Source organism: Streptomyces sp. GSL17-111 (assembly GCF_037911585.1).
Lineage (GTDB): Bacteria > Actinomycetota > Actinomycetes > Streptomycetales > Streptomycetaceae > Streptomyces.
In genome coordinates this window covers 2,703,615-2,727,953 of record NZ_JBAJNS010000001.1, presented here as the reverse complement: position 1 = coordinate 2,727,953, position 24,339 = coordinate 2,703,615, and the positions used below count along the sequence as shown (strand labels likewise).

The 24,339-nt window shown below is 73.0% G+C and carries 24 protein-coding genes, 1 tRNA gene and 1 pseudogene; 12 read left to right on the top strand and 14 right to left on the bottom strand.

Annotated features, from left to right (window positions below; genetic code table 11):
• Positions 1–57 precede the first annotated feature (57 nt).
• Both lpdA and V6D49_RS12025 read right to left on the bottom strand, forming a co-directional pair.
• A pseudogene (lpdA, locus tag V6D49_RS12030) lies at positions 58–1,460 on the bottom strand (dihydrolipoyl dehydrogenase).
• Positions 1,461–1,554: 94 nt separating this feature from the next.
• On the bottom strand, positions 1,555–2,133 hold the full coding sequence (locus V6D49_RS12025) for an HhH-GPD-type base excision DNA repair protein (RefSeq protein ID WP_340559458.1): 579 nt from the start codon (positions 2,131–2,133) through the stop codon (positions 1,555–1,557).
• Between the two features lie 208 nt (positions 2,134–2,341).
• On the opposite strand from V6D49_RS12025, the gene V6D49_RS12020 reads away from it, so the two are divergent.
• The gene (locus tag V6D49_RS12020) at positions 2,342–4,399 is read left to right on the top strand and encodes a TerD family protein (protein ID WP_340559457.1); all 2,058 of its coding nucleotides are present in this window, start codon (positions 2,342–2,344) and stop codon (positions 4,397–4,399) included.
• A 6-nt stretch (positions 4,400–4,405) separates the two neighbouring features.
• Here V6D49_RS12020 and V6D49_RS12015 read toward each other — a convergent pair whose 3' ends face one another.
• The 4 genes from V6D49_RS12015 to V6D49_RS12000 form a co-directional block, all read right to left on the bottom strand.
• Positions 4,406–5,584: an FAD-dependent monooxygenase gene (locus V6D49_RS12015; protein WP_340559455.1), complete on the bottom strand. Its 1,179-nt coding sequence runs from the start codon at positions 5,582–5,584 to the stop codon at positions 4,406–4,408.
• Positions 5,585–5,594: 10 nt separating this feature from the next.
• On the bottom strand, positions 5,595–6,206 hold the full coding sequence (locus tag V6D49_RS12010) for a TetR/AcrR family transcriptional regulator (RefSeq protein ID WP_340559454.1): 612 nt from the start codon (positions 6,204–6,206) through the stop codon (positions 5,595–5,597).
• A 144-nt stretch (positions 6,207–6,350) separates the two neighbouring features.
• Positions 6,351–7,004 carry an NAD(P)-dependent oxidoreductase gene (locus tag V6D49_RS12005; RefSeq protein WP_340559451.1) on the bottom strand — a complete coding sequence of 218 codons (654 nt, stop codon included), beginning with the start codon at positions 7,002–7,004 and terminating at the stop codon, positions 6,351–6,353.
• 101 nt (positions 7,005–7,105) lie between these two features.
• Positions 7,106–8,056 carry an EamA family transporter gene (locus tag V6D49_RS12000; RefSeq protein ID WP_340559449.1) on the bottom strand — a complete coding sequence of 317 codons (951 nt, stop codon included), beginning with the start codon at positions 8,054–8,056 and terminating at the stop codon, positions 7,106–7,108.
• 137 nt (positions 8,057–8,193) lie between these two features.
• On the opposite strand from V6D49_RS12000, the gene V6D49_RS11995 reads away from it, so the two are divergent.
• Positions 8,194–8,691 (top strand): MarR family winged helix-turn-helix transcriptional regulator, encoded by a 498-nt coding sequence (locus V6D49_RS11995; protein WP_340559447.1) that lies wholly within the window; start codon positions 8,194–8,196, stop codon positions 8,689–8,691.
• A gap of 102 nt (positions 8,692–8,793) precedes the next feature.
• On the opposite strand, the gene V6D49_RS11990 is transcribed toward V6D49_RS11995, so the two are convergent.
• Positions 8,794–10,068: a PucR family transcriptional regulator gene (locus V6D49_RS11990; RefSeq protein ID WP_340559445.1), complete on the bottom strand. Its 1,275-nt coding sequence runs from the start codon at positions 10,066–10,068 to the stop codon at positions 8,794–8,796.
• A 146-nt stretch (positions 10,069–10,214) separates the two neighbouring features.
• Between V6D49_RS11990 and V6D49_RS11985 the strand changes: the two genes are divergently transcribed.
• The 3 genes from V6D49_RS11985 (at position 10,215) to V6D49_RS11975 (ending at position 12,386) form a co-directional block, all read left to right on the top strand.
• Positions 10,215–10,700, top strand: coding sequence for a DUF6153 family protein (locus tag V6D49_RS11985; protein WP_340559443.1), 486 nt, complete (start codon positions 10,215–10,217; stop codon positions 10,698–10,700).
• 86 nt (positions 10,701–10,786) lie between these two features.
• Entirely contained in the window at positions 10,787–11,509 is a 723-nt protein-coding gene (locus V6D49_RS11980; RefSeq protein ID WP_340559442.1) for a DUF305 domain-containing protein, read from the top strand.
• 127 nt (positions 11,510–11,636) lie between these two features.
• Positions 11,637–12,386, top strand: coding sequence for a TSUP family transporter (locus V6D49_RS11975; RefSeq protein WP_340563915.1), 750 nt, complete (start codon positions 11,637–11,639; stop codon positions 12,384–12,386).
• 18 nt (positions 12,387–12,404) lie between these two features.
• Here V6D49_RS11975 and V6D49_RS11970 read toward each other — a convergent pair whose 3' ends face one another.
• A complete protein-coding gene (locus V6D49_RS11970) occupies positions 12,405–13,049 on the bottom strand; it encodes a hypothetical protein (protein WP_340559440.1) in 645 nt (214 codons plus the stop codon).
• 168 nt (positions 13,050–13,217) lie between these two features.
• Between V6D49_RS11970 and V6D49_RS11965 the strand changes: the two genes are divergently transcribed.
• Complete coding sequence (locus V6D49_RS11965; RefSeq protein ID WP_340559439.1) at positions 13,218–14,585, top strand: helix-turn-helix domain-containing protein; 1,368 nt, start codon at positions 13,218–13,220, stop codon at positions 14,583–14,585.
• Between the two features lie 132 nt (positions 14,586–14,717).
• On the opposite strand, the gene V6D49_RS11960 is transcribed toward V6D49_RS11965, so the two are convergent.
• Complete coding sequence (locus V6D49_RS11960; RefSeq protein WP_340559437.1) at positions 14,718–15,161, bottom strand: SSI family serine proteinase inhibitor; 444 nt, start codon at positions 15,159–15,161, stop codon at positions 14,718–14,720.
• A gap of 487 nt (positions 15,162–15,648) precedes the next feature.
• On the opposite strand from V6D49_RS11960, the gene V6D49_RS11955 reads away from it, so the two are divergent.
• Positions 15,649–16,485 (top strand): amidohydrolase family protein, encoded by an 837-nt coding sequence (locus tag V6D49_RS11955; RefSeq protein WP_340563912.1) that lies wholly within the window; start codon positions 15,649–15,651, stop codon positions 16,483–16,485.
• A gap of 123 nt (positions 16,486–16,608) precedes the next feature.
• On the top strand, positions 16,609–17,235 hold the full coding sequence (locus tag V6D49_RS11950; protein ID WP_340559435.1) for a TetR/AcrR family transcriptional regulator: 627 nt from the start codon (positions 16,609–16,611) through the stop codon (positions 17,233–17,235).
• 9 nt (positions 17,236–17,244) lie between these two features.
• On the opposite strand, the gene V6D49_RS11945 is transcribed toward V6D49_RS11950, so the two are convergent.
• On the bottom strand, positions 17,245–18,843 hold the full coding sequence (locus V6D49_RS11945; protein WP_445330510.1) for an MDR family MFS transporter: 1,599 nt from the start codon (positions 18,841–18,843) through the stop codon (positions 17,245–17,247).
• 165 nt (positions 18,844–19,008) lie between these two features.
• On the opposite strand from V6D49_RS11945, the gene V6D49_RS11940 reads away from it, so the two are divergent.
• Positions 19,009–19,218 carry a hypothetical protein gene (locus tag V6D49_RS11940; protein WP_340559434.1) on the top strand — a complete coding sequence of 70 codons (210 nt, stop codon included), beginning with the start codon at positions 19,009–19,011 and terminating at the stop codon, positions 19,216–19,218.
• A 147-nt stretch (positions 19,219–19,365) separates the two neighbouring features.
• Here the strand turns inward: V6D49_RS11940 and V6D49_RS11935 are convergent, their stop codons facing one another.
• From V6D49_RS11935 to V6D49_RS11920, 4 genes are all read right to left on the bottom strand, one after another.
• Positions 19,366–20,259, bottom strand: a complete 894-nt coding sequence (locus V6D49_RS11935; RefSeq protein WP_340559433.1) for an RNA polymerase sigma factor SigF — start codon at positions 20,257–20,259, stop codon at positions 19,366–19,368.
• A 199-nt stretch (positions 20,260–20,458) separates the two neighbouring features.
• Positions 20,459–21,268 (bottom strand): RNA polymerase sigma factor SigF, encoded by an 810-nt coding sequence (locus tag V6D49_RS11930; protein ID WP_340559432.1) that lies wholly within the window; start codon positions 21,266–21,268, stop codon positions 20,459–20,461.
• Positions 21,269–21,408: 140 nt separating this feature from the next.
• A complete protein-coding gene (locus tag V6D49_RS11925; RefSeq protein WP_340559431.1) occupies positions 21,409–21,570 on the bottom strand; it encodes a hypothetical protein in 162 nt (53 codons plus the stop codon).
• A gap of 289 nt (positions 21,571–21,859) precedes the next feature.
• Positions 21,860–21,949, bottom strand: a tRNA-Phe gene (locus V6D49_RS11920).
• Between the two features lie 343 nt (positions 21,950–22,292).
• Here V6D49_RS11920 and V6D49_RS11915 point away from each other — a divergent pair.
• From V6D49_RS11915 to V6D49_RS11905, 3 genes are all read left to right on the top strand, one after another.
• Positions 22,293–23,030 (top strand): GntR family transcriptional regulator, encoded by a 738-nt coding sequence (locus tag V6D49_RS11915; RefSeq protein WP_340559429.1) that lies wholly within the window; start codon positions 22,293–22,295, stop codon positions 23,028–23,030.
• Between the two features lie 497 nt (positions 23,031–23,527).
• Positions 23,528–23,974, top strand: coding sequence for a protein kilB (locus V6D49_RS11910; RefSeq protein ID WP_340559427.1), 447 nt, complete (start codon positions 23,528–23,530; stop codon positions 23,972–23,974).
• Between the two features lie 119 nt (positions 23,975–24,093).
• On the top strand, positions 24,094–24,309 hold the full coding sequence (locus tag V6D49_RS11905; RefSeq protein ID WP_340559425.1) for a hypothetical protein: 216 nt from the start codon (positions 24,094–24,096) through the stop codon (positions 24,307–24,309).
• Positions 24,310–24,339: the final 30 nt, after the last annotated feature.

Sequence of the window (24,339 nt, the reverse complement as noted above, 5' to 3'; positions counted from 1 at the left end):
CGCCACGGCGCGCCGGCCGCCACGGGCCGGTGGCCGACGCGCCGAGGGGCACGGAGGTCAGAAGTTGATCATGTGTCCGGCCAGGCCGTGCACCGCCTCCTTGACCGCCTCGCCCAGCGTCGGGTGCGCGTGGACGTTCCGGGCGACCTCGTGCACGGTGAGGTCCCACTGCTGAGCCAGCGTCAGCTCGGGCAGCAGCTCGGTGACGTCGGGCCCGATGAGGTGGGCGCCGAGCAGCTCGCCGTGCCGGGCGTCGGCCAGGACCTTCACGAAGCCCGCCGTCTCCCCGAGCCCGTGCGCCTTGCCGTTCGCCGTGAAGGGGAACGTGGCGACCCGGACGTCGAAGCCCTTCTCCCGCGCCTGCTCCTCCGTCCACCCGAAGCTGGCCACCTGCGGGCGGCAGTAGGTGGCGCGCGGGATCATGACGTAGTCGAGCGCCATCGTCTCGGCTCCGGCCAGGGTCTCGGCGGCCACGACGCCCATGGCCTCGGCGGTGTGGGCCAGCATGAGCTTCGCGGTCACGTCGCCGATGGCGTAGATGTGGGGCTGCGTCGTGCGGCCGTACCCGTCCACCTCGATCGCCCCGCGCTCGGTCACGCCGACGCCGGTGTTCTCCAGGCCGTAGCCCGTGACGTTCGGCGCGAACCCGATGGCCTGGAGCACCTTGTCGGCCTCCAGCACCTTCTGCGCGCCGTCCTTGGCGGTGACCGTGACCCGCACCTGCGGCCCGGACTCGTCGATCGCCTCCACCCGCGTGGACGTCATGACGTCGATGCCGAGCCTGCGGTACTGCTTGGCCAGCTCCTTGGAGACGTCCGCGTCCTCCAGCGGCAGCATGCGGTCCAGGTACTCCACGACGGTGACCTTCACGCCGTAGTGGTGCATCACGTAGGCGAACTCCACGCCGATGGCGCCCGCGCCCGCGATGACGACGGACTGCGGCAGCTCCTCGGTCAGGATCTGCTCCTCGTACGTCACGACGCGCTCGCTGAGGCGCGTGCCGGGCAGCAGCCGCGGCGTCGCGCCGGTGGCGATGACGCAGTTCTCGAAGGTGAGGTCGTGCTGCCGCCGTCGGTGTGCTCGACGCGCAGCGTGTGCGCGTCGACGAAGACCCCCCGCCCGTCGAACTCGGAGATCCCGTTCTTCTTCATCAGGTAATGGACGCCCTTGACCCGTCCGTCCGCCACCTTGCGGCTGCGCTGGAACGCCGCGCCGTAGTCGAGCGTGATCCCGCCCTCGGAGCGGATGCCGTACGTCTTCGCCTCGTGCGTGAGGAGATGGGCCAGCTCGGCGTTGCGCAGCAGGGCCTTGGTGGGGATGCAGCCGACGTTCAGGCAGACGCCGCCCCAGTACTTCTGCTCCACGACGGCGACGCGCTTGCCCAGCTGCGCCGCCCGGATCGCGGCGACGTAGCCGCCGGGCCCAGCGCCGAGCACGACGACGTCGAAGCGCTCATCCATCGGTAGTCCTCTCCACGGTGCGGATGGCCGGATACGCCGATCATGCACCCTCGCCGGTCCGGCGCGGCGGACCCCTCCCGGCGCTCCGCCGCCGTCAGGACTTCTTCGCCGCCCGCTTCATCTCCTGCTTGTACGCCCGCACTTGCTGAAGGGAATCCGGACCGGTGATGTCGGCCACCGACCGGTGCGCTCCCTCCTCGCCGTAGCCGCCCGCCGCCTCCCGCCAGCCGTCCGGCCTGACGCCCAGCTGCTTGCCGAGCAGGGCGAGGAAGATCTGCGCCTTCTGCTTCCCGAAGCCCGGCAGGTCGTTCAGCCGCTTCAGCAGCTCCTTGCCGCTGTCTGCGTCCCGCCAGAGAGCGGTGACGTCGCCGTCGTAGTGCTCCACGAGGTACTGGCAGAGCTTCTGCACCCGCCCGGCCATCGACGCCGGGTAGCGGTGCACGGCGGGCTTGGCGGCGAGCAACTCGGCGAACGTCTCCGGGTCCTGCGCGGCGATCCGGTGCGCGTCGAGGTCGTCGTCGCCCAGCCGCTGGGCGATCGTCCACGGGCCGTTGAACGCCCACTCCATGGGGATCTGCTGGTCGAGCAGCATGCCGACGAGCGCGGCGAGCGGGCTGCGGCTCAGCAGCGCGTCGGCGTCCGGCTGCTGGGCGAGGCGAAGCGACACATCCATCCCCCGATCATCCCCCCGCACCCCCACCCCCCGCACCCGGGGCCCTGCTCGGCGACTGCGAAGTGCTTCCCGACCCTTACGCAGCGTTGATCGGTGACGCTACGCTCTCCGTCACGCAGCGTGCGGGCTGCGTGATCCGATCGTGAACGACACGGGCCTCCGGTGTGCCCCGGGGTAGTCCGCATTCTTGGGGGGCACATTGCGCGAAATGATCAAGGGCGCGAACGTCGGCCTGGAGGAGCTGAGCGAAAGCGTCGACGCCGTGGTCGTCCACCTCGGCTGGAGCAGCGAGTCGGGAGAGGCCGACGCGGACGCTTCCGTGCTGCTCTTGGACGGGAACGGCAAGGTACGCAGCGATGCCGACTTCTACTTCTACAACAACCCCACGGCCCCCGATGGGTCCGTGCAGCTTCTGGGGAAGCGGCCGACGGACGACGGCAGCGAGGACCGGCTCAGTCTGGACCTGACGGCCATGCCCGACGACGTGGAGCGCATCGCCATCGCGGCGAGCCGGTACGGCGAGGAGTGCTTCGGGGACCTGAGCGACCTGCGGCTGACCGTCACCGACCCCTCGGGCGAGGCACTACTGGAATTCTCGATCCCCGACGCCGGGGTGGAGCGGGCGTTCGTCTTCGGCGAGTTCTACCGCCGCAACGGCCAGTGGAAGTTCCGGGCGGTCGCTCAGGGGTACGCCTCAGGCCTTGCGGGGTTGGCCATCGACTTCGGTATCGACGTCGATGAGGCTGAAGAGACCGACGACGAGCCGGCGGACGGCACACACGTTCCCTCTGCGGAACCAGAGGTCGTCGACACCGGGAGCGTGTCGGCTCGGGCCCCGGTGGAAAGCGGTGCGCCCGTACCCCCGCAACGCCGGCCGGAACCGGCACCGGCTTCCGTCGCGGCGGAAGAAGTGGAGGAACGCCCTGCGCGGCGGCGGCCGCGTACCGCGAAGAAGAAGGTGACGCTGCCCAAGGTCGCCAAGAGGTCTCTTGCCGAGAACGACGCTTGGCGGCAGGCGCGGCTGTTTCCCGTGTCGAGCCTGAAGAACGACCGAGAGCGTGAGATGCGCGCCACCTCCGTCCTGCTGTCGGTGATGACGCAGGTGCCCGAGTTCGGCCGTCGGCTCACGGCGGGCTTCGGAGCCCCGGCGGGCCGCATGGAGACCTTCACCGAAGTATCGCTGCCGCACGGCGACACGCCGAAGCGTCCGGACGGCGTCATCCGGGTGGAACGGGCGGGACGGCTGTGGACGGCGCTTGTCGAGACGAAGACGAACGGGAGCCCGCTGAAGGCGGAGCAGGTGCAGGACTACGTGGACGTGGCCGCCCGCAGGGGCTACGAAGCCGTGATCACGCTGTCCAACGATGTCGCTCTCGACGGCGGCCCGCTGGTGGACGTCAAGATCGACCGCAGGCGGAAGCACCGGGTCACGCTCTGGCACCTCTCCTGGGCTGAGGTGACGCACCAGGCCCAGATGTTGATTCGGCACGAGGGCGTGGGCAACGCCGCTCACGCCTGGCTGCTGCAGGAGCTGCTGCACTACCTGCAGCACGACAACTCCGGCTGCCACGGGTTCCAGAACATGGGACCGGCCTGGGTGCCGGTGCGCAACGGCATCGACACGGAGACGCTGTGCCAGGGCGACCAGCGGGCCGTCGAGGTCGTCGAGAGCTGGGAGCGGCTCATCCGCCAGGTGTGCCTGCGGCTGGGCGGAGAGCTGGGACAGCGGGCGCTGCCCGTTCAGCGCGTCCGCCGCAACAGCGACGCGGGGGCCCGTCGCGCCGCCCTCGCGGACCGGCTGTGCGCGGACGGTCGCCTGGAGGCCGAGGTACGGGTGGAGGGTGCTCCGGGGACCTTGGCCATCGTCGCGGACCTGCGCACCGGAAAGTTGCGTACGTCCATGGAGATTCCCCCCGCCGAGAGCGGCTACCCCCTCACCTGGGCGAAGCGCCTCGTCCGCCAACTCTCCGACGCCCCGGCCGACCTGCACGTCGAGACTCTCCTCGAAGGCCGGCCGAACGGTCCGCGGGGAACGCTCGAGCGGCTGCGACCCGAGCCCGGTGACCTTCTGCCCCAGGAGTCCGACGTCCGGATCACGGGCTTCAAGCTGTCTCTCTTCAAGGGGATGGGCAGCTCACGCGGTCATGCCGAGACAGGCTTCATCCGCAGTGTGTACGACTCGGTGGACCGCTTCTGGAGCTCGGTGGTCGTGCCGCTGGAGCGCCGTCCGGGACGGCGGGCCGCCGCAGGGGCCCGCGAGGCCTGAAGCCGTCTACCGAGGAGTGGGGAGGGGGGTGGGTTTGCCGACGAGGGCGGTGGAGAGGACGCGGTCGGCGCCGGGCAGGGAGGAGGCGTGCAGGAGGAGGCGTCGGACGCGGAGTCGCCAGGCGGACTCGGGGAGGAACCAGCGGGCGGCCGTGCGGGCGACGCGCTGCCTCTCCGTCACCACGGGACGCCAGGTCCGCTCGTAGCGGGCCAGCGCGTCGGCGAGGGAGGGGGTGCGGCCCAGCTCCTCCGCGAGGAGGTACGCGCCCGCGATGCCGAGGGAGGCGCCCTGGCCGGCGAGGAGGGAGACGGCGCCGCAGGCGTCGCCGACGAGGGTGACGCGGCCGTGCGTCCAGCGGTCCATCTCGATCTGGGCCACCTGGTCGTAGTACACCTCGTCGCCCGGCGGACAGCGGTCGAGGGCGCGCGGCGCCCACCAGCCGAGGGTGCCGTAGGCGCGACGGAGGGCGGCGCGCGGGTCGTCGGGGAGGGCGTCGGTGCCGGTGGAGTCGGTGCGGTGGACGGCGAAGGCGGCGGTGCGGCCGTCACGCAGGGAGTAGAAGCCCATCTGACGTCCGGTGGTGTCGGTGAGCGCGAAGCGGTCGCGGACCCGGGCCCGCAGCTCCGGGTCGGTGAAGAGGAACGCGGCGGTGTGGAAGCCCAGGTGGCGCAGGTAGCGGTCCTCTTCGCCGAAGACCAGGCGGCGGACGGTGGAGTGGACGCCGTCCGCGCCGACGAGGAGGTCCGCGTTGAGCGCCGTCCCGTCGGTGAGGGTGAGGTGGACGCCGTCGGGGTGGGCGTCGACGCTTGCGGGGCCGGTGCCGTGGCGGAGGTCGACGGCGGGGGAGAGGTGCTCGCGCAGGGCCGTCTCCAGGTCGGGCCGCATGATGCTGAGCAGCCGTCCGCCGAGGGCGTCGGCGAAGCGCCGGTAGTCGAGCCCGGCGCGGCGGCGGCCGGTCTCGTCGAAGTAGGCGGCCTCCCGGACGCGGTATCCGAGCTCGCGGATGCGGGGCAGGACGCCCATCGCGTCGGCGGCGTCGTAGCCGGGACCGAAGAAGTCGATCATGTAGCCCTGGCTGCGTGGACCGGGCGCCTTCTCCAGGACGACGACGTCCCAGCCGTGCCGCTCCAGCCGCCCCGCGAGGGCGAGTCCGGAGATCCCGGCGCCGCAGATGACTGCCTTCATGTGACCGCCTTCATGTCTGGCCGTTCCTTTCGCCGGTCCGGCCGGCGGGTGGGGTTCGGGGGTGCAGGGCGCGCCGGAGCACCGGGGCGACGTGCGCGGAGGTCAGGTGCGCGTCGAGCGGCCGGTGCAGCATGACGCCGTCGAGTGCGGCGGTGAGGACGGCGGCGGTGTCCTCGGGCGTGGGGGCGTCGTGTGCGGCCAGCCAGCGGGCGATGCGGCTCCGGGTGGCGGCGAGGACGTCGGCGAGGGAGGCGCCCAGCTCCGCGTCGCGGGCGGCGGCCAGGTACACCTCGCTGAACAGCAGGGACGTGGCGTCCCGGCCGTCGTAGTGGTCCAGCGCGGCGAGGAGGGCCGTCAGGCCGTCGTCGAGTCCGTCCGCGCGGTCGAGGAGGGCCCCCAGCTCATCGGCCAGCGCGCGGACGGTCCCGAGCGCCGCTTCGGACAGCAGCGCCTGGAGGGAGGGGAAGTGGTAGTGGACGAGACCGGGCCCCACGCCGGCCCGGTCGGCCAGGAGGCGGGTGCTGACGGCGTTCCAGCCGCGTTCCGCGATGAGTTCGGCGGCGGCCGTCCGCAGGCGCTCCCGCACCTCACGGCCGCGCCGGGCGGATGGTGACGCGTTCATTCCCGCTCCCGGCTCCTGGTTCCGGACGCCCTGGACAGCTTCTTGGGCAATCGCATTGGGCGACTGCCCAAACCATAGGCGTCCGGTACCGGGGAGGGCAAGCGCGGGCGTCCGGCCCCGCGGTGGGCCCGGCCTGCGGCGGGCTCAGTAGGCGGCGGTGAACCGGACCCGCCGGTGCCGGGGGTTCTCGGCCTCGTCCAGCAGCGCCACGGCCAGGTCCTCCATGGAGATCCTGGAGTGGCCGTCGGCGTCGATGAGGAGCTCGTCGGTGCCCAGCCGGTAGCGGCCCGTCCGCTCACCGGGCTCCAGCAGGGAGGCCGGGCTCAGGTAGGTCCAGTCGACGCGGGTCTCGGCGCGGCAGACGGCGAGCTGCTCGTTGCAGGCCCGTGCGATGGGGACGAGGAAGGGCGGGAAGTCGGGCTGGTCGAGGACGGTGCCGCCCGTCCCGGGCACGGTCAGCCCGCCGGCGCCGCCGACCACGAGGAGCCGCACGCCCGTCCCCGACGGACCGGGCACCTCTGCGAGGGCGGACATCAACGCGGCCGTGGTGCGGGGGAGTTCGTGCTCCTGGCCGGGGGCGGGACGCGTCGCGGTGATGACGACGTCCTGGTCGGCCGCGAGCGCCGCGACGTCCTCGGGCCGGGCGGCGTCGCCCGTCCGGTGGATGGCGCCCGGGTGCAGGGAGGGGAAGCGGGTGGTGTCGCGGACGACGGCGGTGACGTCGTGGCCCCGGGACACGGCCTCGGCGACGACCCGGCTTCCCACGCCTCCGGCGGCTCCGAACACGGTGATGCGCATGGTGGTCAGCTCTTTCTGTCGATGACGGACGTCTCGGGTGGTGCGGGTGGTGCGGGTGGCACGGATGGTGCGGATGGTGCGGTGGCGCGGCCGTCAGCGGGTCAGCGGGTCAGCGTGGCCCGCCGGGCCCGGTCGGCCCGCTCGTCCGGGGACGCGGGCGGCCGCACCGACGTCGCGACCACACGCTCCCCGCCCCGGCGCCGGGGCCGGGCCTGGGCGGCGACGAGCGCCGCGAGGACGACCAGCCCGCCGAGCACCTGCGGCGCGGTGAGCCGCTGGTCGAGCACGGCCCAGCCGAGCGTCGTCGCGACGAGCGGGCTGAGCAGTCCGAGGAAGGTGACGTTGGTGGTCGACAGGGCACGAATACCCCGGAACCACAGCGCGTAGGCCAGTGCGGAGCCGATGATCGCGAGGTAGGCGTATCCGGCCAGGTTCTCCCCGGTCAGCGTGGCCGGGGGCGGGCCCTCCACGAGGAGGGCGAGCGGCAGCAGGACGACGCCGCCCGCGACGAGCTGCCAGCCGGTGACGGCCAGCAGGGGCGCGGGGGAGGTCCACTTCTTGCTGAGGGCGACGCCGAGGGCCATGACCGCCGCGCCCCCGAGGGCGGCCGCGACGCCGAGCGGGTCGAGCCGGGCGTCGGCGCGCAGGACGAGCAGGCTCACGCCCGCGACCCCGGCCAGGCCCGCGAGGAGGACGCGCGGCGAGAGCCGCTCCCCGAGCAGTCCGGCCGCGAGCCCGGCGGCGATGAGCGGCTGCACGGCGCCCACCGTCGCCGCGACGCCGCCGGGGAGCCGGTAGGCGGCGATGAAGAGCAGGGCGAAGAAGACGCCGATGTTGAGCGAGCCCAGGACGAGGGCCCGCCACCACCAGGATCCCCGCGGGAGGCGCCGGGTGAGGGCGACGAGCAGCAGACCGGCGGGCAGTGCGCGCAGGACGGCGGCGAGGAGGGGGCGGTCCGGGGGTAGCAGCTCGGTGGTCACGAGGTAGGTGCTGCCCCACAGGGCGGGTGCGAGGGCCGTCACGAGCAGGAGCGCCAGTCGATTGCTTAGCATTAAGCTAATGTAGCTTAGTGCTAAGATAAATGTCCACGGGGAGGCCCGGAACGCCTCTCCGGACGGGCGGAGACTCGAGTCCATGGACGCGTCCATGGGGAAGCGGAGGGCCGATGACCGGGGCATACGCTGGCGTGGTGACCGATCACGTGGACCGGGTGCTCGCGCAGTGGCGGGCCCAGCGGCCGGACCTGGACGTCTCGTCGATGGCCGTCGTCGGACGGCTGTCGCGGCTGTCGCAGCTGTTCGGCGCCGAGATGCGGCGGACGTTCGCCGAACACGGCCTGGACGGCGCGTCCTTCGACGTCCTCGCCACCCTGCGGCGCAGTGACCCGCCGCACCGGCTGACACCGGCCGAGCTGATGCGGTCCGGCATGGTGACGTCGGGTGCCATCACCCAGCGGCTCGACCGGCTGGAGGGACGAGGCCTGGTGGCCCGCGCCCGCAGCGCGTCGGACGGCCGCAGCGTCGTCGTCGCCCTCACCGACGCGGGGCGGGAGCTCATCGACCGGGTCCTGCCGGACCACGTCGCCACCCAGCGGCGGCTGCTCTCGGCGCTCGGCCCGGACCAGCGGGAGGCCCTGGCCGAGACCCTGCGCGTGCTGACCGAGTCCCTGGACGAGAAGCCCGGCTGACGCGCCCGGTTCACGCCGTCGGGCGGACTTTCCACGCGGGTTCATGACGCGTCACAACGCGCGTGCGGGAGAGGCGGTGGCGCGGCCGGCCAGAGGTGCCGGTCAGCGGTACCGGTCGGCGTCGTAGGCCGCCAGCGCCGCCTGCACCCGGGCCAGGTCCCCGGGGCGGGTGGCGTCCAGCCCCGTCAGCGCCGTGACGCGCCGCAGCCGGTAGTCGAGGGTGTTCGGGTGGACGCCCAGCCGCTCGGCCGTGCCGCGCCGGTCCATGCCGCCCGCCAGGTACGTCCGCAACGTCTCCAGGAGCTCCGGCCTGCCGACCAGGGGGGCCAGCAGGGCGGACAGCTGCGCCCGGGCCGGCCCCGGCCGCGTCAGCTGGTACTCCAGCAGCACGTCGGCCAGCCGGTACAGCCCCGGCGGACGTCCCGACGCCTGCGCGACCTTCCGGACGTCCCCGGCCAGCCGCGCCCCCTCCCGGACGTGGTCCGGGGCCGCCACGACGAGACCCGCCGTGATCGTCGCGCCCGACACCCGCGCCATGTGGCCGAGCACCCCGGCCGCCCACGCTCCGGCGGTCTCCGGGACGTCGCCGGGAGCCGTCTCGCCCGGCTCACCGGCCGGTTCACGTTCCCAGGGCAGCAGGGCCAGGCCACCGTCCGCCGACAGGGCCGACAGCGCCACCCCGCGCACGTGCCGCTCCAGCTCCACCCGCAGCCGGCGCACCTTGCGGCGGCCCGCGACGACCGGATCCACGCCGGGTGCCCGCTCGTCCCGGTGGCCGCCCACCGCCAGGCTCAGGACCAGGTAGCGGGCGGGCAGCCGGACGCCGGCCCGGTCGGCGGCGTCCTGCGCGGAGTCGCCGCCGAGCAGCGCGTCCAGCAGTGCCTGCCGCGCCGAGTGCTCCACGCCGGAGGCCGCCTGCCGCTCCTGCACGTACCCGCCCACCCCGGCCGCCGTCACCCGCTGGAGGTACTGCATGAGCAACCGGTTGAGCGCGAGGACCGCTTGGACGTCCTGCGGTCCCGCCTTCGGCGCCACCGCGTCCAGGCAGACCTGCGCACCGAGGTGGTAGGCGCTGATCACGGAGTCCATGTGCAGCCCCTCCTCGGCGCGGCGCACCGCCGACTCGCGGATCCGGTCGAGCTGCTCGGGGTCCGGCAGACGCCCGGTGCGCAGCACGTCCACGAACCCCTGGACGCACTGGTGCGCCACGCGCAGGATCTCGTTGCGCAGCTCCTCCGGTGGCAGCGACGCGTAGGCCGGCAACTGCGCGGCGAGCTCGTCCACGACCTGTGCGGCGAGTTCCTGGGCCCGCGCCGCGAGGTACTGGTGCACGGGCACCCCGCCGAGGGCGATCTCCGCCGGTTTGGCATCAGTCACAGAGGCACTGTGGCACGCGGTGACCGTGCCATGGCGGAGATGAGGGCACGGTCACAGGGCCGGGCCCGCACCGGCCCCGCCGACACGGCACCCGGCCGGGGCGGCCCCTGCGGAGTCCGCGCCGCCCGGCTCCCTACGATGGCCGGGTGCACGGCAGCGGACCTTCGGTGTCGCCCTCCCCCTCACGGGTGCGGGCGCTGCTGGTGCTGGCCCTCCTCGCGGGGCTCCTGGGGATGCACGGACTGAACACGGCGCCGCCCGTCTCCGCCCCGGCGGAACACCCGGCGCACGCCGAGCACCCGGCGGACGCCGAGGGCACGGGGTCGCACGAGGACGTGACGCGTCACGCCGCCGCGCCCGGTCCCGGGGATCGCGCCGCCGACCCGCGCCGGACGAGCGCCGCCCCGGTGGAGGCCTGCCACCATCGGGCCGGCGGACCCGCCCGGCACGTCCAGCACGCCGACGGCACCTGCGCGGCGGCCGGCACCGCCTCGGCGCCGCCGCTCCCGCTGCCCCCACCCGGCCGGGCCGACGCCGCCGCGACCGCCGGGCCCGCCCCGGCTCCGCCCGACGGCGCCGTCACGGCCCGCGCGCCGCCGTCCCTCAGCGCGCTGCAACTCCTGCGCATATAGGCGACCCCGCACGGCCCGGTCCGCGTCAGCGGCCGGGGCCGCGCTCCGGCACGTCTCGAATCCCTTTCGCAGCACAGGAGTTCCCCATGACCGCACGTACCTCGGCACGCCGCGTCGCCGCCCGTCGCACGGCGGGCGGCGTGGCCGCCCTCGTCGCCGCCCTGGCGCTCACCGCCTGCGGCTCCGACGGCGACGGCACCACCACGAACGACCGTTCGCCGGGCACCGAGCAGGAGGCGGAGCAGCACAACGCGGCGGACGTCGCCTTCGCGCAGGAAATGATCCCGCATCACCGGCAGGCCATCGAGATGGCCGAACTCGCCCCGGAACGTGCCGGTTCCCCGGAGGTCCGCGCCCTCGCCGCCGAGATCGAGGAGGCCCAGGCCCCGGAGATCGAGACGATGTCCGGCTGGCTGCGCGGCTGGGGCGAGCCCGTCCCCGGGGCGTCCGGGGGCATGGACCACGGCCCGCACGACGGCGACGGCGACGGCGGTGACGGGGACGGCGACGGCGACGGCGACCGCGGTGACATGGACGGCGACCACGGCGACGGCCACGACGGCGGCTCCATGCCCGGCATGATGACCGGGGAGCAGATGAAGGAGCTGGCGGAGGCCGAGGGCGCGGCCTTCGACACCCTCTTCCTGCGCATGATGATCGAACACCACGAGGGCGCCGTCGAGATGGCCGAGGACGTCAGGGCCGAGGGCAGCCACGGGCCGACCCGGACGCTGGCGGACGACGTCATCAAGGTCCAGTCGGAGGAGATCGCGACCATGCGCGAGCTGCTCGACGCCGACGGCGGCTGAGGGCGGCCGACGACGGAGCCCGTCCCCCGCACGTCTAGGATCGCGGGCGGACGTAAGGGGGATGGGCCCGTGTTGCTCATGACGAGCGGTGACTGAACTCGGTGACATAGCCGTCGCCACGCTGGTGATGCTCTGCGTCGCCGCCGCGCTGGCCGGCTGGGTGGACGCCGTCGTCGGGGGCGGGGGCCTGCTCCAGGTCCCCGCCCTGCTCATCGGCTTCCCGCAGCTGCCGCCCGCGTACGCGCTCGGCACCAACAAGGCGGTGGCGGTCGTCGGCACGGGGGCGGCGGCCGTCACGTACGCGCGCCGCGCGCCGGTGGACGTCCGGCTGGCGGCGAAGCTCGGCGGCGTCGCGGCGCTGGCGTCCGTCGGCGGGGCGTTCTTCGCGGCGGGCGTCGACAGCGCCGTGCTGCGTCCGCTGATCATGGTGCTGCTGCTGGCCGTCGCCGCGTTCGTCGTCCTGCGGCCGCAGTTCGGCAGCGCGCCGTCGAAAGGCCCGGTGACGCGGCGGCGCGTCCTGCTGACGCTGCTCGTCGCGGGCGTGGGGATCGGCTTCTACGACGGGCTGCTCGGGCCGGGCACCGGGACGTTCCTCGTCATCGCCTTCGTCGCCCTGCTCAACATGGACATGGTGACGAGCTCGGCCACGGCGAAGGTCGTCAACGTCGGGACGAACCTGGGTGCCCTGGCCATGTTCTCCGCCCAGGGCACCGTCCTGTGGCAGGTCGCGCCGCTCCTGGCCGTGTTCAACCTGGCCGGTGCCGCGCTCGGGGCGCGCATGGCGCTCCGGCGCGGCAGCGGCTTCGTCCGGGTGGTGCTGCTGGTCGTCGTCGTGACCCTCGTCGCGAAGCTCGCGTACGACCAGTGGTGGGCCTGACACGCCCACCGGCGCGCGTCAGCGCAGCTTGTGCGCCGCCGTGCGCAGGGTGTCCCGGAAGTCGCCCACCGGCGCGGACTCCAGCGGTCCCATCTGGCCCCACCGCACGACGGTGACGAACTTCCCGCTCCGGGCGACGCCGACGAGGTTCACGTCCCGGCTCGACTCGGGCATGTCGGTCTGGATGGCGTGGAACCGGCCGTGGTCGCGCTCGCGGACCGTGGCCCCGGGGTACTGCTCGGCCAGCCGCTCCGCGCAGTGTTCCACGGCGTCGCGCAGTTCGGTCGTCAGCCGCTTGGCGTCCCGGACGGTCGCGGCCTCGTGCACCGTCTGGTCGGCGGAGGTGTCCAGCTCGGTGAAGAAGTCGCGGTGCACCGAGCCGGTGTCGGGGACGCGGGTGCCCACGCAGAAGCGCTCGCCCCCGCTACCGTCGCCGACCGGGCCCGCCGTCCACGGCGTCGGTGCCGGCGGGAGGTCCCCGGCGTCCAGCAGCGTGTACGGCTCGCCGCCCTCCTGGGCCTGCTGGGCCTCCTCGGCCCGCTGCGAGACGCGGACTCCGGTGTCGTCGGCCTGGGCGGCCCCGATCGCCGTCATCGTCAGTGCGGCGGCACCTGCCACGGCGGCGGTGGCGGCGGCGCGCAGGGAACGGGTCGTCAGTCTCATCGGCTCTCCTCGGTCGTGCCTGGTCATCGGGTGGGGCCCCGCCGAAGAGTCTGGGGGCGTTCGACCGCGTTCGGGGCATGCCCCGGGACATCCGGGACGCCGGAACGCCGAGAGGTACGCTGAGCTGCGGGAACGACACCGTTCCGGAACGGTCGGCGGGGGTGTTCAGTGGCCGGGCAACCGAGGGAGACGGCTGAGTTCGCGGCGGTGCTGCGCGAGCTGAAGGAGCGGTCGGGGCACAGCTACGGCTTCCTGGCCAAGCGGCTCCACATGAGCACGTCGACCCTGCACCGCTACTGCCACGGCGTCGCCGCCCCGGCGGACTACGCGCCCGTCGAGCGACTGGCCCGGCTGTGCGGCGCGACGACGGAGGAGTCGGCGCGGCTGTACCGGTGCTGGCAGGCGGCGGACGCCGCCCGCTCGACCCCGGCCGCTCCGGACGCCGACGCTCCGCACGCCGGCCCCGTACCGGCGGCCGACCCCGCGCCCTCGGACGCCGCCCTGCCCGCCGACGCATCGCCGGACGCCGCCCCGGACGCCGTGCCGCCCGGTGCCGAGGCCCGCCCCGCCCGCCGGCCCCGACGACGCGCCGCCTGGCTGGCCGTCTTCGTCGCGCTGGCCGTGGTGGTGGCCTCCGCGCTGGTGGCCCTGATCCGTAGCGCGGACTCCGGCGCGGCGGACGCCGGAGCGCCCGGCGCCGCGTCGGGACCGACGGGGACGCCGGACGACAGCGCGAGGGCCCCGGGCGACCGGCCCGGCGGTGCGCCCGAGAGCGGCACCCCCACCACGGACGCCACCCGCCCGGCGCCCACGGAGCCGGGCGGGACCGCCTCGCCGCACCGCTCCGGCGGCGCGGCGTCGCCGTCGCGGCCGGACGGTGGCGGTCCGCAGGAGGGCGGTGGTCCCACGCCGCTGACGGTCACCACCCGTTCCCACGTCTGGGCGGGCCGCTGCGATCACCGGTACCTCGTCGACCCGGGGGTGACGCCGCCGGCGGACGTTCCGGCGCCGCCGGTGGAGCAGGACGCCGCCGCGTGGGCGGCCGGGGTGGCCGCCGTGCACGGCGGCCGGACGAACGTGGAGGTCACCGTGCAGGGCGTGGGGGACGCGACGGTCGTCCTCCGGGACCTGCATGTGCGTGTCGTGGACCGCCGGGCGCCGCTGCCGTGGTCGGTGTACGCGATGTCGCCCGGGTGCGGCGGCTCCCTCACCCCCGCCCGGTTCACCGTGGATCTCGACGCCGACCGGCCGCTGGCGGAGCCCGCCGACGGCTACGACGCGGACGGGCCGGGGCGCACACTGCCCGCCACCCGCTTCCCGGTGACGGTCTCGGCCGCCGACCCGCAGGTCCTGCGGGTGGAGGCGAGCGCGTCGCGCTGCGACTGCGACTGGTATCTGGAGTTGGAGTGGTCGGCCGGGGGCCGGGAGGGCGTCCTGCGCGTCGACGCCGCCGGGCGGCCGTTCCGCACGAGCGGCGTGGCGGGGCGCCCGGTGTACTTCCACGAGGAGGGCCGGAGTTGGGCCCGCGCGGACTGACCGCCGCCGGGGCCCGGCCGCACGGCTGAACCGGGGGCGGCCACGGAGAGCGGGGGAGTCCTCCGGGCCGCCCCCGGGTGGCGTCCCGCCGCGGGGAGGCTGTGCGGGACGTTTCGGGGGTGCGTGCGCGCGTCAGAAGGCGAAGACGGTGTGGTCCTCGGCGCTCAGCACGCAGGTGTTGCCGTAGGTGCGCTCGAAGGAGACGCGCTGTCCCTTCCAGACGCCCTCGGCGGTGACGACGACCGGGTCGTAGACCATCGGGCAGAACCGGTCGGGGTGGGTGGGCAGGGCCGTGAAGTCGCCGTTCGCGGCGGCCAGCTGGGCGCAGGCCGAGGCGACGTCGGGGTGGGTGCCGGCGTCGGGCGTGCAGGACAGGGTCACCGCCCGTTCCGGCGCCGTGGTGGCGGCACTGTCGCCGTGGGCGATCGTCAGCGTCAGGGCCGACGGAGCGGGCAGCGAGGTGGGCTGCGAGGGCTGCGGGACGGGGGTGGCATGGGCGATGCCGCCCCCGAACGGCACGAGCACGGCCGCTGTTATCAGCGTGCCCGTAGCCGCCAGCTTCGCGGGGATCCGCATGGTGTGCTTCCTTCCGCATGGGTGGTGCATCCGGTTTTGTCACCGGATGCCGGTGTGACGGATTGCGCTCCGGAGTCTGCCGATTACTCCCGCCCTTCGCACGTCGACCCATCATTTTTGGAAACGTTGCGTACTCAATCAGTGGCCCGATGTGACGAAGCGTCAAGGTCTTGGCCTGGCGTGCAGAAGGGGCGGGCGGCGGGCAGGGCTGTGATCGACCGGTTACGCTCCGCTCGGTAATCGGCTGGAAACAGCCCGCCGGGCCGGGTTTCCGACGACGCAGCGGCTCAGCGGTCCTGCGTCGCGGCGTCTCCGCTCCCGCCGTCGCCGTGCCGACGGGGGTGTTCCCGGGGCTCGGTGACGCCGTAGGGTCGGTTCCGTGTGCGATACACCGACGGTCGCCGGGGCGGCCCGCCCCGCTGCCGGGGACCCGGCGGCGGGCCCGGCGGAGGCCGAGCGCGTCACCGCGTTCTGGCGGGCCCTCGGCCTGCCCGGGCTCGTCGACGTGCACACCCACTTCATGCCGCAGCGGGTGCTCGACAAGGTGTGGGCGTACTTCGACGCCGTCGGCCCGCTGACATCGCTGCGGTGGCCGATCACCTACCGCTTCCCGGAGGACGAGCGGCTCGCGGTCCTGCGCGGTTTCGGTGTGCGCGCGTTCACCGCCATGATCTACCCGCACAAGCCCGGCATGGCCGCCTGGCTCAACGCCTGGGGCGCGCGGTTCGCCGCCCGGAACGCGGACTGCCTGCACACCGCGACGTTCTTCCCCGAGCCGGACGCGCCCCGCTACGTCGCGCAGGCCCTCGACGACGGCGCGCGGGTGTGCAAGGCGCACGTCCAGGTCGGCGACTACGACCCGAGCGACCCGCGCCTGGACGCCGTCTGGGGCCTGCTGGCCGACGCCGGCGTCCCGACCGTGATCCACTGCGGCTCCGGTCCGGCACCGGGCACGTACACCGGGCCCGGCCCGGTGGCGGCCGTCCTGGCCCGGCACCCCCGGCTGCGGCTGATCGTCGCGCACATGGGCATGCCCGAGTTCGCGGAGTTCCTCGACCTGGCCGAGGCCCACCCCGGCGTCCACCTGGACACCACGATGGCGTTCACGGACTTCGCCGAGGCGATGATGCCGTTCCCCGTCGCGCTCCGCCCCCGCCTCGCCGACGCGGGGGAGCGCATCCTCTTCGGCAGCGACTACCCCAACATCCCCTACGGCTACGCGCACGCCCTGGACGCGCTGACCCGGCTCGACCAGGACGACGCCTGGCTGCGCGCCGTCGTGCACGACAACGCGGCCCGCCTCTTCTCCCTCCCGCCCGCCTGACGCACCGTCCGGGGGCCTTCGGCGTTCAGTCCGCCTCGTGCGGGCCCGCGTAGCGCGTGGCCAGCGCGGCGGCGCGGCTGGCGGCGGCGCCGCCGCTCCGGCGAGCGGCTTCCCGCCGCGGCCGTGGCGCTGCTCGACGCCGCCGGCCCCGACGCGTTCTCGATGCGACGCCTCGCCGCCGAGCTGGGTGTCACGGCCATGTCCCTGTACTGGTACGTAGACTCCAAGGACGACCTGCTGGAGCTCGCCCTCGACGCCGTGCAGGGCGAGCTGCCGCTGCCCGCGCCGGAGGACGACTGGCGGTCGCGGCTGCGGGCGCTGGCCACCGCCTACCGCTCCGTGCTCGTCGCGCACCCCTGGATGGCCGGGCTGGTCGGCCAGTACCTCAACGTGGGCCCGAACGCGATGGACTTCGCCCGCGCGGCCCAGTCCGTCATGACCGGCGCCGGACTGCCTCCCGAGCGGCTGCCCGGCGCGCTCGGCCCCGTCTTCCACTTCGCCTACGGCTTCAGTTCCATCGAGGCCAACTGGAACGCCCGCTGTGCCTCCACGGGGCTGAGCCCGGACGCCTTCTACCAATACGTCCTGGGCAAGGTCGCGGGGCGGCCCGAGTACGCCGAGTCCCTCCAGCTGCGCGACGCCGCCGGGAGCGGCAGCGTGGACGCCATGCGGGAGCAGGACTTCGACACCGCCCTGACGTTGCTCGTCGCGGGCATCGAGGCGCTGCGCCCCGCAGCGCCCGGCACCTGAGCGGGGGCGTCACGACGAGGTCTTCAGCGGCACCTCGCGCACGCACACCACCAGCACCAGGGCCACCAGCGCGAACGGGGCGGCGGCCAGGTAGATGTCGCCGATGCCGTGGCCGTAGGCGTTCTCGATGACCGCCCGCACCGGCGCGGGCAGCGCGTCCAGGTCCGGGATGGCGCTGCCGTCGCCCCCGGTGGGCCCGCCGTGCGTCATGCCGGCCCGGGCCATGCCGTCGCGGACGTAGACCGAGATGCGCTCGGAGAGGACCGCGCCGAGGACGGAGACGCCCACCGCGCCGCCCAGCGAGCGGAAGAAGGTGATGGTGGAGCTCGCCGTGCCCAGATCGGCGAGCGAGACCTGGTTCTGCGTCGCGAGCACGAGGTTCTGCATCATCATGCCCACGCCGAGACCGAGCAGGGCCATGAACACCCCGACCTGCCAGTACGGGGTGTCCTGGCGCATGCCGCCGAGCAGGCCGAGCCCGGCGGTGGTGAGCGTGGCACCCGTCACCAGCCACCGCTTCCAGCGGCCGGTGCGCGTGATGACCAGGCCGGAGACCGTCGAGGAGAGGAAGAGGCCGCCGATCATCGGGATCGTCAGGACGCCGGACATCGTCGGCGACTCGCCGCGCGCGAGCTGGAAGTACTGGCTCAGGAAGACGGTCGCGCCGAACATGGCGACGCCGACGAACAGCGACGCGAGGGCGGTCAGCGTGATCGTCCGGTTGCGGAAGAGGCGCAGCGGGATGATCGGCTCGGCCGCGCGCGACTCGACGTACACGAACGCCACCGCGAGGACCAGTGAGCCACCGGTCATCAGGGCCGACTGCCATGACAGCCAAGGGTAGTTCGTGCCCGCCAGCGTCACCCAGATCAGCAGCAGCGAGACGGCGGCGCTGACGAGGAGGGCACCCAGCCAGTCGATCCGGGCGCCCTCGCGGCGCACGACGGGCAGCTTCAGCGTCTTCTGCAGCACGACGAGGGCGATGACGGCGAAGGGCACGCTCACGTAGAAGCACCAGCGCCAGCCGAGCCCGGGAGCGTCGGTGATCACGCCGCCCAGCAGCGGCCCGCCGACCGTCGCGACTGCGAACGTCGCGCCGAAGTAACCGCTGTAGCGGCCGCGCTCGCGCGGGGAGACCATCGCGGCGAGGATCGTCTGGGCGAGGGCGACCAGCCCGCCCATGCCGAGGCCCTGCACCGCGCGGAAGGCGATGAGCTGACCGGTGCTCTGGGAGAGCCCGGCGCCCGCCGAGGCGAGCACGAAGATCACGATCGCGGTCTGCACGAGCGCCTTCTTGCTCGCGAGGTCCGCGAGCTTGCCCCACAGCGGGGTGGAGGCGGTCATGGTCAGCAGGGAGGCCGTGACCACCCAGGTGTAGGCGCTCTGGCCGCCGCCGAGGTCGGAGACGATGCGCGGCAGGGCGTTGGAGACGACCGTCGAGGACAGGATGGCCACGAACATGCCGAGCAGCAGGCCCGACAGGGCCTCCATGACCTGCCGGTGGGTCATCGCCGGAGCGCCGCCGCCCGGCGTCCCGTCCCGGGCCTCCTCCGCCGCGCCCGCCGGCCCGGTGGCTATGCCGCCCTCGGCCGTCCCCGTCCTCGCCATACACCCTCCACTATTCGTTGCTCTAAGCAACTATAGGAGCGGGGTCGCCGAACCCCAAACGCAATCCGGGCAGGGGAGGCAAACAATCCTTAAAGCTCCGGTCAATGACAGCCGGAGGCGCTGGCCGGGTGCGCGGACTCACCGCCGTTCGCTAAGGTCGCGCGTATGGCTCATCACCCCCAGTCGCCGGGCGGTTCCCCGGGCAACCAGGACCCGGCCGGCAGCACGCAGATGTTCCGCGCCTTCGTCGACGAGGGCGGTCCGCAGAGAGCGGCCGCCACCCAGCCCTCCGGCGGCAACCGCACCGCGCTGATCGTGGGCGTCGTCGTGGCGCTCGCCGTCGTGGCCGCCGTCCTGTGGGTCGTCCTCGGCTGAGACGCGGCCCGGCCCCGACCCGACACGCCGGGCCGGTGAGCGGCCCGCCCGCCGTCGCGTCGTCGCGCGGCGGGCTGCTCCCGGCCTCCGGCTCCCGTCCCTCCCGGTCCTGCCGCGCCCTGGCGTGCCCTGGCCGGTCCTGCCGGATCACTCCTCGGCGATCAGCCCGTCCCGCAGCTGCGCCAGCGTCCGCGTCAGCAGCCGGGAGACGTGCATCTGCGAGATGCCGACCTCCTCGCCGATCTGCGACTGCGTCATGTTCCCGAAGAACCGCAGCATGATGATCTGCCGCTCCCGGGCGGGCAGCCGGGCCAGCAGCGGCTTCAGCGACTCGCGGTACTCCACGCCCTCCAGCGCGGCGTCCTCGTAGCCCAGCCGGTCCGCGAGCGAGCCCTCGCCGCCGTCCTCCTCCAGCGCGGGGGAGTCGAGCGAGCTGGCGGTGTAGGCGTTGCCCACGGCCAGGCCGTCGACGACGTCCTCCTCGGAGACACCGAGGCACACGGCCAGCTCGGCGACCGTGGGCGACCGGTCGAGCTTCTGGGACAGCTCGTCGCTCGCCTTCGTGAGCGCCAGCCGCAGCTCCTGGAGGCGCCGGGGCACCCGCACGGACCAGGACGTGTCGCGGAAGAACCGCTTGATCTCGCCGACGACCGTCGGCATCGCGAACGTCGGGAACTCCACGCCCCGTTCGCTGTCGAACCGGTCGATCGCCTTGATCAGCCCGATCGTGCCGACCTGGACGATGTCCTCCATCGGCTCGTTGCGGCTGCGGAACCGCGCCGCCGCGTACCGCACCAGCGGCAGGTTCAGCTCGATCAGGGTGTCGCGCACGTAGGCCCGCTCCGGGCTGTCCTGCGGGAGCGACGCCAGCCGCAGGAACAGGGAGCGGGACAGGGTACGGGTGTCGAGTGCGGTGACGTCGGGCGGCGGTGGCTCGGCCACGGCGCCGGACGTCTCGGACAACGCGGTGTGCTCCGCGTCGGTGCCGATCTCCTCGGTGTCCTCGGTGAGCACCTTGGAGCTGCCCAGTTCTACGGACATGCCACCCCCTTGGGTCGCGGACGGGTCGCAGCGGCCCCTCGCACGCGAGGGCTGCACCTCAAGCTCAATACCGGTGGTGCCGCCACGGCAAACGCAGTTCTTGCAGAATGTCACAAGTCAGCAACACGACGTAGCGCCATGTCGATAAAACAGCACAGCTCCATGAGTGCGCAACCCAGTCGTGTGTCGCTCGAACTGATTAGGCGTCGATGGTGTTTGCGGCACGCAGACGGGCGAAGCTCCGCGAGAGCAGGCGGGACACGTGCATCTGGGACACCCCGAGCTCCGCGCTGATCTGCGACTGCGTCAGATTGTTGTAGTACCGCAGCAGCAGAATCCGCTGCTCCCGCTCGGGCAGCTGCACGAGGAGGTGGCGGACGAGATCGCGGTGCTCCACCCCGGCGAGCGCCGGATCCTCGTAGCCGAGCCGGTCGATCAGCCCCGGCAGCCCGTCGTCCCGCTCCTGGGCGGCCTCCAGGGACGTCGCCCGGTAGGCGCGGCCCGCCTCCATGCAGGCCAGCACCTCGTCCTCCGTGACGCCCAGCCGCTCGGCGATCTCGGGCGTCGTCGGGTTGCGTCCGTGGAGCACCGTCAGGTCCTCCGCCGCCGTGCTCACCTGCGCCCACATCTCGTGCAGCCGGCGCGGCACGTGCACGGTCCGCACGTTGTCCCGGAAGTACCGGCGGATCTCCCCGATGATCGTCGGCATCGCGAACGTCGGGAACTGCACGCCGCGCTCCGGGTCGAACCGGTCGATCGCGTTGATCAGGCCGATCGTGCCGACCTGGACGACGTCCTCCATCGGCTCGTTCCGGTGCCGGAACCGGGAGGCCACGTAGCGGACGAGCGGGATGTTGGCCTCGATCAGGGCCCCCCGCACCCGGTCGTGCTCGGCGGTGCCCGGTTCCTGCCCGGCCAGCTGTTCGAAGAGCATCTGTGTCAGCGCCCGAGTCCTCGCGCTGCGGCTCCCGCCGGCCTGAGTCCCCGCCACCTCCGACCACCCCTTCACGGTTCACATCCGGCAAAAGCGGTCATAGCATCACCATCAGGGTGAGCTGTGTGCAAGCACCGGGAAAATCCGTGTTGGTGGCCGTGCAACCGAACGGCCCCCTCGGCGGTCAGCCGCCCGCAGGGCCGTTCGGACCAGCGTCAGTTGACAAGCTGCGTCATGAACTCGCCGACGCCCTTGGCGGCGTCCGAGATCCCCGTGAACCCGACGCCGACCAGCTCGGCGGCCCGGTCCGGCGACTGGATGATCGTGTACAGCACGAACACCAGGAGGACGCTCAGGACGACCTTCTTGATATCCACCGTGCGCCGCCCCTCCCAGGCCCGTGACGCGCCCGCCGCGAGCGCCTCGCGTCCCCTGAGCGCAGTCGCGAGAGTCTAACCGCCACCCCGTTCGAACAGCGCCCCGCGCTCGAAGGTGCGCACGGTCCCCGGGCCCGCGCCCGTGCCGTCCGCCGGCCCGCCCCACCTCGGTTCGCGCGCCCGGAACCGTTGCTCCGGCAACCCCGGCCCCCCCGGGCCACCCGCCGGGCGGCAACGACGAAGGGCCGGACCCTTGCGGGTCCGGCCCTTCGTTCGTCCTGCTCACGAGCGGTAGCGGTGGGATTTGAACCCACGGAGGAGTTGCCCCCTCACTCGCTTTCGAGGTCTGCTCCCGCAGCCTTGAGCCCTGTACGCCACCGTTCAGGGACGTTCTTGACGGGGCTTCACCACGGTTGGTGGTGCTCGCCCGTTCAGTGGTGAACCCCGCTGTACACGTATGAATGAGACGGAAACTGAGACGGGGCGGCGAGTCGTCTGAGAAGAGGAGCCGGTCGGCATCACCCGACTGATTCGACCTGCTGCGCGGCAAGGGTGGCCGTCGTGACCGGCTGATCCGTGGGTAGCCGGGTGCCCTGGGCCCCGTCTAGGAACACGCACTTCTCAGGCGGACGGCGTGACGCTATTCACTCTGTCCTCTCCAGTCGCAAGATCTCGTGCGTGTGCCAACCTGGAGAGGAACCACCCTAGGGAAATGAGGCTTCATGGCGGAGACCGCGAGGGAGATCGCCGACGAACTGCGGGAGCGTATTCGGTCTGGCTCGCTGGCCCCCGGAGATCGGCTGCCCGGCGAGCCTGCCCTTGTGCGAGAGCACGGGGTCGCAAAGGAGACCGCGCGCCGGGCCCTGACCCTGCTCGTCACCGAGGGGTTGGCTGTTCGTCGCAAGGGCAGTGGCACGTACGTCCGCGAGTTCCAGCCGATCCGGCGGGTGGCTAATAGGAGGCTTTCCGAGGAGCGATGGGGTGAAGGCCGGTCCATCTGGAGTGCTGACGTCGGACAGCGTCCGATGTCGGTAACCGGGCTGCGGGTCTATGAGACGCCAGCCCCGGATGACGTGGCCCGACTCCTCGACCTGGAGGAAGGCGCGCCCGTGGTCGTTCGTGACCGCTTGTTCACCGTGGAGGGCGAGCCGGTGCAGGCCGCCGTCTCGTATCTCCCCGCCGACCTTGTTCGGCAGTCGGCGATCGCCCAGGAAGAAACCGGCCCCGGCGGCACCTATGCCCGCCTGGCGGAGCTGGGTTCCAAGCCGGTTCGGTTCGTGGAGGAAGTGCGGGCCCGTATGCCCAGCCAGGACGAGTCCGAGCGTCTCCATCTGGCGGAAGGGACTCCCGTGGTGGAGATCTACCGCACCGCCCTCACGGTTGAGGGCCGAGCGGTCGAAGTGAACCGGATGCTGCTGGACGCCGGCGCGTACGTCATGGAGTACCACATCACGGGCTGACCAGCAGAAACACCAATCGAAGGGGCTCGCCACCGGCGGGCCCCTTTTTGGGTTGCCCGCGAAAGAGGTTGACCTCCCTAGGGATCTATGTTTTCAATATCCCTAGGGAGGTCAACTCGGGTCTGATCCGAGTTGGCCCAGCCACGCCCCCTGGGTTGCGGCTGCTGGTTGGCGTCCGGAACGCCCTGTGACAGGGGCGCGAAGGCAGCGCTTGTGCCTTGAGAACTGAACAGTTGAAGCAGTGGCTGAAGCCGGGAGCTCCGCATGGGCCCGGCAGAGCCCCAGGTAGGTCCCTGGCTAGCTCGCACTGCACCGGTCTCGGTGCCTGTAGGCCACTGCCCGCGCCGCCGCACGTTCAAGGTCGCTCTGACCTGTGTCTAGGCGCGGCTCATCGCGTCCGCAGCGCTCAGTTCACTGCGGCCGGTTGCCTCCCCTGTCCGTCTCGTACGGGCGGGGTGTGGGGAGCCGGAGTGTGTCCGGCCCCGGGAGGGGTCCTCATGTCCATTTGGACGAGTCTGATCGCGGTCATCGGCACCTTGGGTGGTGCGGTGACCGCGTCCTTGATGCAGCAGCGTTCCGCCCGTGCGGACCGCACCGAGCAGCGGGTTCGGGAGCTGCGGCAGCAGCGCTTGGAGGCGGTGACGGGTCTGTCGGCGGCGCTGGCGGATCACCGCCGGGCGATGTGGCTGCGGGAACAGGCCCGCCTGTCGGGCGGTGACTGGGGGTCGGCGCGGGCCGCGTCGCACGAGACGCGGGCCGCGATCACCGCGCCGATGACCGCTCTGGTGCTGCTGGCGCCGTCCCTGGCCGGCGCTGCCCGCACCGCCGCTGACGCCACCTACGCCCTGCGCGACGCCGACACCCCGGCGGCGCTGGAAGCCGGGCGCACGGCCGCAATCGACGCGGTCGAGGACCTGGTGAAGCAGGCGTCCGACCTGTTCTGAATCACCACTGAGCCCCGGGCCCGCTCTGTGCGGGGGCCGTGACGGCGCTGGATCGAATCCAGCCCCGGGGCACTCCGGCCACTACCGGCCGGGCGCAAACCCCCAAGGGAGCAGCAGACATGGCAAGGAAGAACCGCATCACCATCAGCGGCGACCACACCGGCGACGTCGGAGAGGTCATCTCCGGCACCAGCGGCCCGGTGGCGCTGAACGGCGAGGTCTACCAGGGCGAGACGCACACCGACCGCGAGAACGGCGGCGGCCGGACCTTCAGCAGCAACAACATCACCGTCGTCAAGGGCGACCACCACGGCGTGATCTCCCGCAACTTCTGACCGCCCGAAGCACCCCACCGCAGGGTGCTT